This is a genomic window from Bradyrhizobium sp. UFLA05-109 (assembly GCF_054185165.1).
On the sequence record NZ_JBBIAR010000001.1, the window covers coordinates 18,317 to 31,150 of the forward strand.

Annotated in this window: 14 protein-coding genes; 7 read left to right on the forward strand and 7 right to left on the reverse strand. The window is 62.6% G+C overall.

The window, feature by feature from the left end:
* The first annotated feature begins 11 nt into the window (after positions 1–11).
* From Q3C01_RS00100 to Q3C01_RS00115, 4 genes are all read left to right on the forward strand, one after another.
* Positions 12–1,106 carry an ABC transporter ATP-binding protein gene (locus tag Q3C01_RS00100; RefSeq protein WP_458142882.1) on the forward strand — a complete coding sequence of 365 codons (1,095 nt, stop codon included), beginning with the start codon at positions 12–14 and terminating at the stop codon, positions 1,104–1,106.
* 210 nt (positions 1,107–1,316) lie between these two features.
* Positions 1,317–2,012, forward strand: coding sequence for a 5-oxoprolinase subunit PxpB (gene pxpB / locus Q3C01_RS00105; protein WP_458142883.1), 696 nt, complete (start codon positions 1,317–1,319; stop codon positions 2,010–2,012).
* Positions 2,009–2,986, forward strand: a complete 978-nt coding sequence (locus Q3C01_RS00110; protein WP_458142886.1) for a 5-oxoprolinase subunit C family protein — start codon at positions 2,009–2,011, stop codon at positions 2,984–2,986. The genes pxpB (Q3C01_RS00105) and Q3C01_RS00110 overlap by 4 nt, the downstream gene beginning before the upstream one ends.
* 37 nt (positions 2,987–3,023) lie before the next feature.
* Positions 3,024–3,791, forward strand: coding sequence for a LamB/YcsF family protein (locus Q3C01_RS00115; protein WP_458142888.1), 768 nt, complete (start codon positions 3,024–3,026; stop codon positions 3,789–3,791).
* A 179-nt stretch (positions 3,792–3,970) separates the two neighbouring features.
* Here the strand turns inward: Q3C01_RS00115 and Q3C01_RS00120 are convergent, their stop codons facing one another.
* Genes Q3C01_RS00120 through Q3C01_RS00145 form a run of 6 tightly spaced genes read right to left on the reverse strand, consistent with a single transcriptional unit; the run spans position 3,971 to position 8,651 of the window.
* On the reverse strand, positions 3,971–4,393 hold the full coding sequence (locus tag Q3C01_RS00120; RefSeq protein ID WP_458142890.1) for an acetyl-CoA carboxylase biotin carboxyl carrier protein: 423 nt from the start codon (positions 4,391–4,393) through the stop codon (positions 3,971–3,973).
* Entirely contained in the window at positions 4,384–5,367 is a 984-nt protein-coding gene (locus Q3C01_RS00125; protein ID WP_458142892.1) for a 5-oxoprolinase subunit C family protein, read from the reverse strand. The genes Q3C01_RS00120 and Q3C01_RS00125 overlap by 10 nt, the downstream gene beginning before the upstream one ends.
* Positions 5,364–6,026, reverse strand: a complete 663-nt coding sequence (gene pxpB, locus Q3C01_RS00130; protein WP_458142894.1) for a 5-oxoprolinase subunit PxpB — start codon at positions 6,024–6,026, stop codon at positions 5,364–5,366. The genes Q3C01_RS00125 and pxpB (Q3C01_RS00130) overlap by 4 nt, the downstream gene beginning before the upstream one ends.
* Positions 6,023–7,378 carry an acetyl-CoA carboxylase biotin carboxylase subunit gene (gene accC / locus Q3C01_RS00135; RefSeq protein ID WP_458142896.1) on the reverse strand — a complete coding sequence of 452 codons (1,356 nt, stop codon included), beginning with the start codon at positions 7,376–7,378 and terminating at the stop codon, positions 6,023–6,025. Before accC ends, pxpB (Q3C01_RS00130) begins: the two co-directional genes overlap by 4 nt.
* On the reverse strand, positions 7,378–7,848 hold the full coding sequence (accB, locus tag Q3C01_RS00140; RefSeq protein ID WP_458142897.1) for an acetyl-CoA carboxylase biotin carboxyl carrier protein: 471 nt from the start codon (positions 7,846–7,848) through the stop codon (positions 7,378–7,380). Before accB ends, accC begins: the two co-directional genes overlap by 1 nt.
* Before the next feature lie 44 nt (positions 7,849–7,892).
* Positions 7,893–8,651 carry an SDR family oxidoreductase gene (locus tag Q3C01_RS00145; protein ID WP_458142899.1) on the reverse strand — a complete coding sequence of 253 codons (759 nt, stop codon included), beginning with the start codon at positions 8,649–8,651 and terminating at the stop codon, positions 7,893–7,895.
* A gap of 130 nt (positions 8,652–8,781) precedes the next feature.
* Here Q3C01_RS00145 and Q3C01_RS00150 point away from each other — a divergent pair, with 130 nt between their 5' ends.
* From Q3C01_RS00150 to Q3C01_RS00160, 3 genes are all read left to right on the forward strand, one after another.
* Positions 8,782–9,768 carry a LysR substrate-binding domain-containing protein gene (locus Q3C01_RS00150; RefSeq protein ID WP_458142901.1) on the forward strand — a complete coding sequence of 329 codons (987 nt, stop codon included), beginning with the start codon at positions 8,782–8,784 and terminating at the stop codon, positions 9,766–9,768.
* Positions 9,769–9,865: 97 nt separating this feature from the next.
* Complete coding sequence (locus Q3C01_RS00155; RefSeq protein WP_458142902.1) at positions 9,866–10,537, forward strand: 4-carboxy-4-hydroxy-2-oxoadipate aldolase/oxaloacetate decarboxylase; 672 nt, start codon at positions 9,866–9,868, stop codon at positions 10,535–10,537.
* Positions 10,538–10,667: 130 nt separating this feature from the next.
* Positions 10,668–11,648, forward strand: a complete 981-nt coding sequence (locus tag Q3C01_RS00160; protein WP_458142903.1) for a peptidyl-alpha-hydroxyglycine alpha-amidating lyase family protein — start codon at positions 10,668–10,670, stop codon at positions 11,646–11,648.
* Positions 11,649–11,784: 136 nt separating this feature from the next.
* Here Q3C01_RS00160 and Q3C01_RS00165 read toward each other — a convergent pair whose 3' ends face one another.
* Positions 11,785–12,777, reverse strand: a complete 993-nt coding sequence (locus Q3C01_RS00165; protein WP_458142905.1) for a LacI family DNA-binding transcriptional regulator — start codon at positions 12,775–12,777, stop codon at positions 11,785–11,787.
* Positions 12,778–12,834: the final 57 nt, after the last annotated feature.

A 12,834-nucleotide genomic window follows, 5' to 3' on the forward strand; every position in this document is an offset into this window, starting at 1 on the left:
GGCGGGTAACCATGAGGTCTTCCGAAGTCAGGCTTGAACGCCTCAGCAAGGAGTACAACCGCTTTGTTGCGGTCGATGAGGTATCTCTGACGATCGAGCCGGGTCATATGATTGCCTTGCTCGGGCCGAGCGGATGCGGGAAGACGACCTGCCTTCGCATGATCGCTGGACTGATCCGCCCGACATCCGGTGACGTCCTGGTCAACAACGCGAAGATTACCGACGTGCCCGTGCATCGTCGCAACATCGGAATGCTGTTCCAGAACTATGCGTTGTTTCCGCACATGACGATCGAGGAGAACATCGCATTCGGCCTACAGATGCGCGGGATCGGCAAGGCGGAGGCCGCCAAGAAGGTCGCCGCTGCGCTGAGCCTCGTCCAGTTGTCGAACTTCGGGAAGCGCTATCCCGCCCAACTCTCGGGCGGCCAGCAACAGCGCGTTGCGCTGGGGCGAGCGCTGGTGATCGAGCCTGCGATGCTGCTGCTCGATGAGCCATTGGGTGCCCTCGACAAGGGGCTTCGCGAAAGCATGCAGGTCGAATTGCGAGCCCTTCAGCGACGACTGGGCCTGACCACTATCATGGTCACGCACGACCAGGACGAAGCCCTGACGATGGCCGACAAGATCGTGGTGATGCGGGACGGTAAGCTCGAGCAGGTCGGCTCGGCCACCGAGATCTATCAGCGCCCAGCCTCGAAATTCGTTGCACAGTTCATCGGTGCCTCCAATCTGTTCGAGGGCAGGGTCGAGCAACGGAACGGAAATGGCGCGATCATTCGCGTGTCACAGGATCTGAAGCTCCAGGTCGATCAGGTGCCTGCTTCTGCGGCGGACGTAATGGTCTCGATCAGGCCCGAAGCGATCATCGTCGAGGGAGCCAGCCAGGGTGTTGCGGATGATCGACCAAACAGTGTAGCTGCGCGGATCGATCAGGTCGTCTATCGCGGCTTCGTCAGTCACTATTATCTAAAGACGGCGAGCGGTGAGCAACTGATTGTGTTCGAGCAAAACCAATCGCAGCAATCGGAGCTCCGCTACGCGGTAGGGCAGCAGGTCGTTGCGCGATGGAACGCGCCGAGCAATCACGTCATTGCGCGACACTAAAGTCACGGTTGGAAGCCGAGGACCATCGACCTGGATGGCGAGCGCAAGTGGTGCGCTCGCTGCCATACGTCGCAGTGCGGGCGGCGGGGGGGCGCCAGCAATCAGTATCCCCTATACCCGCAGAGCGACAACGTGTTGGTTCGGCTCGTGCGCGTCATCTAGATAGGGTATAGCGGCCACAGGGCCGCGCGTCGATCTCCGGAGCGCCATTTGTCGATCACCCAGCGGGCCTCTCCCTTCATCGGCGTGCTCGAGAAGGACCCAAAGATCAGTCTGATCGGCACATTGGCTATGCTGGTGGAGGCTCCAGGGGAGTTCGACCTTGTTCAACAGGGCCGCGTCTGGTCGCTTGCCGACGTACTTTCGTCCTGGCCCAATGTCGAAGAGGCCGTTGTTGGCGTGACCAACGTCATGCTCACGTTTGTGCTGCCGCCGAACGACATCGGCGCAATCGCGGCTGATATCGTCGAACTCTGGCATCGCTTGGGCCCGCGCAATGCGGGCGGCAAGCTGATCGAGATTCCCGTTGTTTATGGCGGCGAACTTGGCTTCGATTTGCCGGCGGTAGTTGCGCGCTCGGGTTTGTCGGCGCGGGAAGTGATCAGGATCCACAGTGAGGGCGACTATACTGTCTGTGCGATCGCGAGCTCCCCGGGTTTCGGTTATCTCCATGGCCTTGATCCCCGCATTTTCATGCCACGCAAGTCGGTCCCATCGCTCAACATGCGCGCCGGTTCGGTGACGATCGGCGGGATGCAGACCGGCGTTGCGGTGCTCACGAGCCCGAACGGCTGGAACGCGATCGGCTGGGCCGAGATGACGATGTTCGATCCCCGCAAGACGCAGCCGTCGCTGATGGCTCCAGGCGATCGCGTCAAGTTCAGAATAGATCGGATCGAATTGTGATCGAGATCCTGACGAGCCACGCGTTCAACACGATTCAGGACCACGGTCGCCGCGGTGTGCGCCGCTTCGGTGTGAGCACGTCTGGCGCCATGGACCCGGTCGCCCTCGAGGCTGGAAACGCGCTTCTCGGCAACGATGGTGATGCCGCAAGTATCGAGGTGCAGACGTTTCCATTCCGCCTGCGTTTCAACGCGGACGTCTCATTTGCGCTTACTGGAGCTGATTGTGACGCAAGGTTGGGGCAGCGAGCCGTTCCGCCCTGGTGGTGCATGCGGGCGAGGGCAGGGGATGTCCTCTCGATCAGCGCGCCCAAACGCGGTGCTCGCGTATATGTCTCGTTCGAGGGAGGCGTCGACGTTCCACCGGTGCTTGGCTCACGGAGCACGCATCTTCGTGCGGGATTCGGCGGATTGGAGGGGCGGGCCTTGCAGTCGGGCGACGTTGTGCCGGTTGGGAATCCGCAGCGCCAATCGTTGAGCCGGGTCGAGTTTGGTGCCGAGCCACCCGAGGTCGCGATCGCGGAGCCCGATCCGGCGGAGGACCGCATTCTGCGGGTGCGCGTCGTACGCGCTGGAGAGCACGACCTGTTTTCCGAGGAGGTGCAGGCGACGTTCTGGTCGACGAGATGGAAGATCAGCGCGCAGAGTGATCGCGGCGGATATCGGCTTAGCGGAGCGAAGCTGACATTGGCTGCGCCGGTCGAGATGCGTTCGCACGGCGTGGTGGCCGGCGTCGTACAGGTGCCGCCGGGCGGCGAGCCGATCATCCAGATGAGCGACGCCAACACGGCCGGGGGATATCCGAAGATGGCCGCGGTGATCCAGGCAGATCTCTGGCGCCTGGGCCAAGCGCGGTCGGGATCATTCATCGCTTTCAGCGAGGTCAGTTACCAGGACGCCGTTGCCGCCATGGCTCCCGTCAACGACTACATCGGCAGGGTGCGCGCGACGGCCGATCTTTATCGAGCTCTCTGAGTGGAACTAAGCAACAATCAAGAAGGATGGTTCAAACATGAAAATCGGCATCAACTCGGACATGGGCGAAGGCTTCGGCAACTATCGCATTTGTGACGACGAGGCGCTCATGGGAATCGTCTCATCTGCCAATGTGGCGTGCGGCTTTCATGCCGGCGACCCCATCATCATGGATCGCACGGTCCGCATGGCAAAGGTCAAGGGGGTTGAAGTCGGCGCGCATCCGGGTCTGCCGGATCTGCTTGGATTTGGCCGCCGCGTGATCCAGATGGATGCAGCGGAGCTCGAGAAGCATATGGTCTATCAGATCGGTGCACTCCAGGGCATCGCGGCCAATGCCGGCCATCGCGTGACCCATGTCAGCTTCCACGCGGCGATGGGCAATATGGTGAACGCCGATGCGGACATGGCCGCCTTGGTCGCCCGCGCAATCGCAACCATCGATCGAGACTTCATCGTGTTTTCGCAGCCCGACGCCGAGATTGTGCGAGCCGCGCGCAAAGTCGGCCTGCGGGTGTTGACGCTCTTTCTTGCCGATCGTGCCTACGACGAGAACGGCCATCTCGTGTCCCGCAAGCTGCCCAATTCGGTCATCACCTCGTCAGAGGCTGTGGCAGAACGGGTCCAGAGGTTTTTGGACGGCGGCACGGTGAAGACGATCGAAGGCAAATCGATCAAGGTTGAGGCGCGTTCGATCCTCATTCACAGCGACACCCCCGGCTCCGTCGATCTCGCGGCCACGGTGCGGCGCGTGGTGGAACGGGGTGGCGGAGAGGTCGCCCCGGCGAAGGTGTTGGTGGACTAAAGCGCGATGAGATCAGGATGAATCGTCATCGCCCTTTGGCCTGCTGTTTGAGCTACATCTCCGCGCAAACGCGTTCCGCGTTTGTCGCGAGGGAAAACAGCACCACACTTTGCATTAACGTGGCCCTTCGGGTCCGGATCATGCTCTAGAATGTGTTGCTTGGTGTGGCGTGCCGTCGTTCAGGTCGGGCAGGTCTCGACAAAGGGGCGAATCCTGGCGATGGGCGTTCCGTAGCCGACCAGCGCGCCCGTCTCGGCGAGGACAGCATCGAGGATACCCTCGGCCGGAGAAAGAACTGGCGCATAGATCAGGCCAACCTTGACGAGGCCGACGATCGCGCCGGCCTCGATCCGTTGGCCCGCCTCGACGAAGGGTTTTGCCCGCCAGGGATGCCCGGCGAGGAAATGCCCCGCGACATTTGCCGTCGCGACGACGTGCGGATCCTCGTGAGGGCTGGATGCTGCGGCAGGCGCCGCCGAAGACGCGCCGGTCTCCACGACGAGTTTCAACGACTGGTCCTTGTCCTCGACCTCGATGGACGCGACGCCGTATATCTCCAGGAGCCTGGCCAGGCGTTCGATGTGGGATGCATCTATCGGCATCTGCGAAGCTCCTCGAGAAGTCGAACGTTGGTCCTGAGTCGATCAAGATAGGCCGAGATATCGGTCTCGGCTGCAAGCGCATCCGAATACGGAGTTTGCTCGAACCGCAGTCTGCCGCCGAGCCTTGCCTGTCCGACGCGCCAAAGATCAGCCCTGATCACGGTTGCGATTTTCGGGTAGCCGCCGGAGGTCTGCGCATCGCGCATCTGAATGATGGGCTGTCCATTGGGCGGGATCTGAATGACACCCGGGACGATGCCGTGCGACCGTTTTTCGATCGGTGCGATCGGTTTCACGGCGGGACCTTGCAGGCGATAACCGTAGCGGTTGCTCTGTGGCGTAATCTTCCAACTGCTGCGCCAGAACAACTCCTGTGTGGCGCTGTCGAACGCGCCGTATTCGCCGGCGATCACGACCCTGACCGGGATATCGTCCGCTGGCGCATTCGGCCGGGCGAGGACGATGTCGGCCGGTTCGATCCCGAGCTCGCCGGTGCCCGTCGCTGGTTTGGGCTCGGCGCATCGCAGCATGTCTCCCGGCTGGAGCGGTCGCCCGTGAAGACCGCCGAACTCGCCGCGGAACTGAGTGCTCCGTGATCCCAACACTACCGGAACGTCGATGCCGCCACTGACGGTCAGATAGCATCGCGCGCCACGGGGCATCGCCTTGAGATTGAGAATGTCGCCAGCGCGCGCATGTGACCGCCACCATGGTGGGATCGTTCGTCCTCCGATCTCGACGTCGACCTCGGCGCCCGTAAGCGCAAAATCCATATTCCGGCAGAAGCGAAGCTTGAACGGCGTCATCGGGATCTCAATGGCCGCCGCGTTCTCGTCATTGCCAAGCAGGATGTTGCCGGCGCGCAAGGCAACGTCGTCCATCGCGCCCGACGTGCCGACCCCGAACCGGTATTGGTCGAAGCGGCCGAGGTCCTGGACACTGGTCGGGCCGAGAGCTGAGAGGATCTCGATCAACGGATCACCCGTTCGATCTCGAAGCGGATGGTGTCGCCCGGCGCGAGCGCGGCCGGCGTCTGCCAGGACGGATCGAAGAACGTCCAGGTCGTGTGTCCGATGGCGTGCCAACCACTTGGGCCCGGTGAAGCGGAGACGCCCGTCTGCGATCCACCGATGGACACTGAGCCGCCGGCGGAACGTTGCAGCGGCGTCTGGCGACGCGGCATGGTTATGCGAGGGTCCATGCCGCCGAGGTAGCAATAGCCGGGATGACTTCCCAGCGCGAACACGGTGTAGAGGGGCGCGGCATGGATCGATACTACGTCGTCAACGGACAGGCCGGTGTGTTCGGCAACGGCCTGGAGTGACAATCCGATCTCTCCGCCGTAGGTGACCGGCAGCTTGATCTCGCGCCCCCCGATCGCAAACTCCTGCGCTTCGTCCCATCCATCGTTGAGGGCCGCGATCAGCGAGTCCAGTTGGCGGGGGGGTGTTTGGAAGGTCAGCATCAGGTTGGTGATGCCCGGGATGGCTTCGCGGATTCCCGGCCATTTCGAAGACGCAGCGGCGAGCGCCCAGATGCGTTGCTGGTGGGCCAGGTCGAACGTGCCGGGGGCCTCGAACAGAAGAGCTGACGTGCCGAGCAGGCTGATCCGTGGTCGATCGGGAGCCGTCATTTTATGGCTCTCCGCACAGCCATCCAATGCTCCAGATGGTGGATGTCGTAGCCACCCCGGCAGAATGTTGGATCTGACAGAATGGCCTGATGCAGCGGCACATTGGTCTTGACGCCCTCGGCGCGCAGTTCGGATAGCGCGACACGTGCGCGCGCCAGTGCCTCGTCGCGGGTGGCGCCGTGGGCGATGAGCTTGCCGATCAAGGAGTCATAATAACGCGGAACGTTGGCACCGGTGACGATGTGCGAATCGACACGGATGCCGATGCCGCCGGGAACGTCCCAGCGCGTCACGGCGCCTGGCGAAGGCACAAAGGTGACCGGGTCTTCCGCATTGATGCGAAACTCCACGGCATGACCGCTCCGCGCGATACCCGTTTGCGAGATCAGCAACGACTCGCCGCGTGCGATGCGAATCTGCTCCTTGACGATGTCGATGCCCGTAGTCATCTCGGTAACGGGGTGCTCGACCTGGACGCGCGTATTCATCTCGATGAAGAAGAACTGCCCGTCTTCATAGAGGAATTCGAAGGTGCCTGCGCCGCGGTAACCGATCCGCCGACAGGCTTCGACACAGTTCTCTCCAACCCGCTCGACGAGCGCGCGGTCGATGCCGGGCGCGGGGGCCTCCTCGACGACCTTCTGGTTCCTGCGCTGGAGCGAGCAATCGCGGTCCCCAAGCCAAAGATGGTTGTCGTGCTGATCGCACAGGACTTGAATTTCGATGTGTCGCGGCTTTTCGAGGAATTTCTCGATGTAAACGGCGGCGTTCTTGAAGGCCTGACTCGCTTCTGCGCGCGTCAGCGCAAGCGCGTCGTCGAGTTCATTCTCGGCGCGCACGATCCGCATGCCGCGCCCGCCACCGCCGCCTGCCGCCTTGATGATGACGGGATACCCGATCTCCCGGGCGATGGCACGGACCTCGACCGGATCATCGGGCAGGGCGCTGTCCGGGCCGGGCACGCAAGGAACGCCCGCCATCCGCATCGCTCGTTTGGCCGCGACTTTGTCGCCCATGGTTCGGATACAGTCCGCTGGCGGCCCGATGAAGGTGAGGCCGGCCTGTGCAATCTTGTCGGCGAAATCAGCGCTTTCCGACAGAAATCCGTAGCCCGGATGAATCGCCTGAGCTCCGGTGACTTCCGCTGCGAGCAGGATCGCCGCAGGATTTAGATAGGTGTTGCTCGCCGCGGCCGGTCCGATGCAGAGCGCTTGATCTGCGAGCGCAACGTATCTCGCATCCCGGTCCGCCTCGGAGTGAATGACGACGGTCTTGAGACCCATCGCCCGGCACGCGCGCTGGATGCGAAGCGCGATCTCGCCGCGATTGGCGATCAGGACCTTGTCGAACATCAGGAGGGGCCTGCAGGTCGGATCCGGAACAGCGCCTGTCCCGCTTCGATCTCGTTACAATCCTCGACGAGAACCGCCAGAACGACACCGGACGTCTCGGCGGTGACGTCGATGAAGGTCTTCATCGCTTCGATGATGCATATTTTCTGACCTGCTTCGATGGTTGTGCCTATTTCCACCAGGGGCGGCTCATTCGGCGCCGCAGCGCGATAAAACACGCCATGCATCGGCGCGGGCACGACGATCTCTTCGGCATCAGCATCAGGTACCGCCGGCGAGCGTGCCGGCTCGTGCCTGGGAACGCGCATCACGTCCAATCCATGCGGGGCATGAGGTGAGACGGGATTCGCCTCGTGCGACGCAGTGCTTTTCAGGATGCGGACGCGCGTCCCGTCTTGCGTCAGCTCCAGCTCCGCGATGCGCGATCGCGAGACCAGATCGACCAGTTGCTCGATTTTAGCGAGGTCCACGGTCATCGCCCCTGTCTAGCGTATCGATGTGCGCCTCTCGATCATCAAGTCGTGGTCCGCCGATGCCTCTGCGCGAAGTTGAGGCCGCCGACCACCTGCTGGGTCGGCAGCACCTCCATGAACGCGACGTTCATGCGCGCGGGGGAGCCGATCGCGAAAGCAATTGAATTGGCGATGTCCTCGGGCTGCAGCGCATCGTAGTCATCGAAAAAGCGACGCTTTGCCTCGGCAAGATCACCCAGCAGCCGCCCGAAGACTTCCGTCTCGACGCGGGCCGGCGAAACCTCGGTCACGCGAACCCGGGTGCCGTAGAGATCGACGCGCAACTGCTGCGAGAGCGAATGGATGCCCGCCTTCGTTGCGTGGTACACGGTATTTCCCCCGCCGAAGGCATAATGGCCGGCGATCGACGAGATGTTGACGATATGGCCATGGTCGCGCTTCGCCATTCCAGGTACGATCAGCCGCGTCAGATGCAGGACGGCGCGCAGATTGACGTCGATCAGGGCGTCGACATCGTCAGGCGTAGTGTCCAGGATATTACCTCGCCGGGACTGGCCGGCATTGTTGACGAGAACGTCGAATTCAGCCGAGTTTACCAGCGCCGTCAGCGCGTCCAGGTCGCTGACGTCAACGGCGCAGGCGTGGCACCCGGTCTCGTCCGATAGGGCCGCCAGCCGGTCCGCATCGCGTGCGACCGCATAGACGTCCAGCCCCTCGGCGCTCAGGCGGCGAACCGTCGCAGACCCGATGCCCGAGGAGGCGCCCGTCACCAGCGCCGTTCGATAGTCTGAAAATCCCATTCGTTCGGCTCCTCCGTGCAGCGTTACCTATAGGCCCGACGGGTTCCAGGTGGTAAGAATATTTCGTTCTAGTCCCATAGCCGCAGCGTATTGCTGCCGCCGTGATGACCTCGTTGTTGGGAACCCCGTATTGGATACGCGCCGCCTCGAAGCCTTCGTCAAAGTCGTCGACCTCGGAAGCATGTCGCGTGCGGCGAAACTGCTCAACATTGCCCAGCCGGCGCTGAGCCAGCAGATCGCCAGCCTGGAGGTCGACTTCAAGCGAAAGCTGCTGGACCGCAGCGCTCGTGGCGTCAGGCCGACCGATGCGGGGCAAATCCTCTACCGCTATGCCAAATCGATCCAGCGGCAGATCGACGAAGCGCGGCGTACTATTTTGGAGAACCGATCGGGGCTGAATGGCAACGTTACGATCGGCCTGGCGCCGCTCAGCTCGGCGGCATTGCTCGCGACCCCGCTGCTGATGCAGGTACGTGAACGCTATCCAGGCGTCGTGCTGCACATTTACGACAGTTCCGGGGTCATGCTCAGCGAAATGGTGCTGAAGGGGATCCTGGATATGGCTGTCCTCTACGGCGATCGTCCCGTGACCGGTCTCGACTACAAGCCGCTGATGCGCGAGCACTTTTATCTTGTTGCGCCCCGCAGCATGTATTCGGGGCAGATGCCTTCGGAAGAGGTTTCTGCGGAGGAGGTCGCGCAATTTGATCTGCTGCTTCCATATCGGGAATCCTTCCTGCGACAGACGGTCGAACGGGTCTGCGCCGAGGTTGGGCTCCGCCCGCGCATCGTCGCGGAGATCCATTCACAATCGACCCTGTCTTCGGCGATTGCAGCCGGGATGGGTGCTGCCGTGCTACCCATGTCCATCGCAGAGGCATTGCCGAACCTGGATGAACTCTGCATTCGTCGGATCGATGCGCCGTCGGCGTCGCAGCAAATGTCGCTATGCATTTCCGACAACGTTGCTTTGTCCGATGCCGCATTCGCTGTTTACAAGATATTGCTCGAGATCATCGGTAAGAACTGGGGGCCGTTCGATTGCTCCTCCGGCTCGGCTGCCGGCGCTACTGGCAGCCCAACATCGCCTCTGCGCGGATCGAAGGACGAGCCATAACGAAATACGATGCGGCAATCCCAAATCTGAAATTCTCCGACGTGAGGCGGTCAACTATCTCAGGGTGAAGCACAGATTTCGGACCCTTGGAGGGACCATGGTTCACGTTGTCAGAACATTCGATCGGCCTGCCGCAGACCTCGTAGAGCGTATCAAGCAATTTCCTCCATCCACCCTTCATGAGGCGCAGGGGCGCTCGGGTGCTTTGACGTCCCGGATCAAGCCGATCTATCCGGGAATGCGGGCCTGCGGGCCGGCGTTTACCGTGAGCTGTCACCCCGGCGACAACATGATGCTCATCACGGCGATCTCGCTGGCAAAGCCGGGCGATGTGCTCGTGGTGAGCGCAGGTGACCATCCGGAGCAGGGCGGTTTCGGCGAGGTGCTGGCGACCGCCTGTGTCGCCAAGGGGCTCGCCGGCCTGGTCACGGACGCCGGCGTGCGCGATGGTCCGGCGATCCGCAATACCGGCTTCCATGTTTTTTCCTATGGGCTGTGTATGAAGGGAACCGTGAAGGAGACCCTCGGCTACATCAACCAGCCGATCGTCATTGGCGGCATCGCAGTCCGCCCAGGCGATATCGTCAGCGCAGACGATGACGGCGTGGTCATCGTGCCCAAGGAGAACATCGCCGACGTTTGCGTCAAATCCGCCGCGCGCGAGGAAAAGGAAGCCAGCGTGATGAAAGCGCTTAAGGCGGGTGGCGACATTCTCGAATTGTCGGGCATTGGCAAGGTGCTCGAGGCCAAGAATTGTACCTTTGCCTGAACAGGCAGGCCTACGACGATCGACTCGCCCGACATTCTCTGTACGCGGCTCCGGCAATCCGAACGTTAGGGCGTAGCGTTCTGCGATCGAGGCGGATCCAGTGCCGCAACGCGACAGGCAAGGAGACTACATGCCAGCCATACTCGGCTCGGGCGAGCATCGTTACCGCGTTGTCGAAAACTGGGCCAAACTGCCGGACGGCTGGCAGCTCACGGACGTCGCGTCCGTCGCAGTCGACAGCAAGGACCGCATCTACGTCTTCAACCGCGGCGCCCATCCGATGGTGGTGCTCGACCGCGAGGGCAGTTTCCTGCGCAGCTGGGGTGAAGGACTGTTTAACCGTGCTCACGGCCTGCATATCGACGCCGACGACAATCTCTATTGCACCGATGACGGCGACCACACGGTGCGCAAGTGCACCCCCGACGGCAAGGTGCTGTTGACGATCGGCATCCCCGAGAAGCCTGCGCCGTTCATGAGTGGCAATCCGTTCCATCGCTGCACCCACACCGCGCTGTCGCCAAAGGGCGAGGTCTACGTCTCCGACGGCTACGGCAACGCCCGCGTCCACAAGTTTACACCCGACGGCAAGCTGATGATGAGCTGGGGCGAGCCCGGCACCGATCCCGGGCAGTTCAACATCGTTCACAACATCGCCACCGACACCGACGGTTATGTCTACGTCGCCGACCGCGAGAATCATCGCGTGCAGGTGTTCGACGGCAACGGCAGGTACGAGACGCAGTGGAACAACCTGCATCGGCCCTGTGCGCTGTGCTGCTGCGGCGGCAAGCAGCCGACCTTCGTGATCGGCGAGCTCGGACCTGGCATGGCCGTCAACCGCAAGGTGCCTAATCTCGGCCCGCGACTGTCGATCGTCGATGCGCAAGGAAGGCGCATCGCGCGGCTCGGCGGCGAAGATGGTCCGGGTATCGCGAGCGGCAAGTTCCTGGCACCGCACGGCATCGCGCTGGATTCGCATGGTGACCTGTATGTCGGCGAGGTCGGCGTCACCGACTGGAAGACGAACTTTCCGGACGAGGAGATGCCCGCCGTCGTGCGCGCCACGCGTTGTTTGCAGAAGTTGGAGCGTGTGCAGGAAGGCTCCTAGCTTACGGCGCTGGAATACGCGAGACGAGCAAGCCTGCGCAGCCGTACGCCGTAATGGTGCCGGCCTGTCCATCGACGCCCTCGATCAGCCGTTCAACCGCGCAGATCCAGGCAGTGGCGAAGCTCTCAAGACGTTGTCATGCCACGCCGTGCGGCATGATGCGCTCCGCCTGGCCTTTGCCGTGCCAGACCTGGTCGAGTAGCTCGACGATCGGCTCGCCAAAATCCTCGTATTTCACCTCGATCGATCGCAGCCACGGTGCAATCCAGCGGTTGAGTGGGTTGCCATCGATGCCGACGAGCCTGCAGCGTTCCGGAACCGGAATGCCGCTCTCGCGAGCAAAGCGATAGGCGCCATAGGCGATCTGGTCGCTGACGCACATCAATCCCTCGAGCCAGCCATCGCGCGCGGCGAGCTGCTGGGCGGCTTCGTAGCCGATCTCGAGGTGAGAACGGCCGGCCGCCTCCGCCTTCGGGATTTCTGTGGCGCCGAGCGCGCGCATACGGTTGCAGAATCCCTTGAGGCGATCCCGCGTGACGGAGGATCCCCGGGCGGGCGCCAGCACGCCGCAGCGCCGCAGTCCCGCGGACCACAGCATTTCGGCGGCTTCGCCGCCCGCCTTGACGTTGTCGATACCAACGAAGGCGCCGCGCCCGAACGGCGGGCGGCGGTTGACGAAAACCATTGGCGCGCCGTCAGCGACGAAATCTTTCAGCACTGCGCTCGGCACACTAGCGACCATGATATAGCCGCGCACCACCTGCGAACGCATGGCGTTGAGATATTCGTCCTGCAGATCAGGTCGATCGTGCGTGTCGCAGAGGATCATCACGTAACCGGCGGCGCGCAGCGCGGCTTCGGTCGAAGCGGCGATCGCGGCCATCACGGGATTGTCCAGGTTGGGGGCGAGCATCGCGACGAGGCGGCTTTCCCGCCTGCGCAACGTCCGGCCGGCGTGGTTGGGGTGGTAGCCCACGACGGCGATGGCCCTGCGGACGCGCTCGACGGTCTCGGCAGAGGCCCGGCGCGTTTCGCCGTTGACGATGCGCGAGACGGTGGCAATCGAAACCCCGGCCGCCGCAGCGACGGTCGCAAGTGAGGCGGGCGCGGAGCGTTGTTTGTTCTTCATTGATTGGCTCGGTTGTGATCCGCTGAAGAGGGAGAATACAGCGATTGACAATTTAGG

Excerpts from the sequence above, each read along its gene's own strand:
- Q3C01_RS00100 (WP_458142882.1), top strand. The coding sequence starts at position 12 with ATGAGGTCTTCCGAAGTCAGGCTTGAACGCCTCAGCAAGGAGTACAAC.
- Q3C01_RS00115 (WP_458142888.1), top strand. The coding sequence starts at position 3,024 with ATGAAAATCGGCATCAACTCGGACATGGGCGAAGGCTTCGGCAACTAT.
- Q3C01_RS00120 (WP_458142890.1), bottom strand. The coding sequence starts at position 4,393 with ATGCCGATAGATGCATCCCACATCGAACGCCTGGCCAGGCTCCTGGAG.
- pxpB (WP_458142894.1), bottom strand. The coding sequence starts at position 6,026 with ATGACGGCTCCCGATCGACCACGGATCAGCCTGCTCGGCACGTCAGCT.
- accC (WP_458142896.1), bottom strand. The coding sequence starts at position 7,378 with ATGTTCGACAAGGTCCTGATCGCCAATCGCGGCGAGATCGCGCTTCGC.
- Q3C01_RS00145 (WP_458142899.1), bottom strand. The coding sequence starts at position 8,651 with ATGGGATTTTCAGACTATCGAACGGCGCTGGTGACGGGCGCCTCCTCG.
- Q3C01_RS00155 (WP_458142902.1), top strand. The coding sequence starts at position 9,866 with ATGGTTCACGTTGTCAGAACATTCGATCGGCCTGCCGCAGACCTCGTA.
- Q3C01_RS00160 (WP_458142903.1), top strand. The coding sequence starts at position 10,668 with ATGCCAGCCATACTCGGCTCGGGCGAGCATCGTTACCGCGTTGTCGAA.
- Q3C01_RS00165 (WP_458142905.1), bottom strand. The coding sequence starts at position 12,777 with ATGAAGAACAAACAACGCTCCGCGCCCGCCTCACTTGCGACCGTCGCT.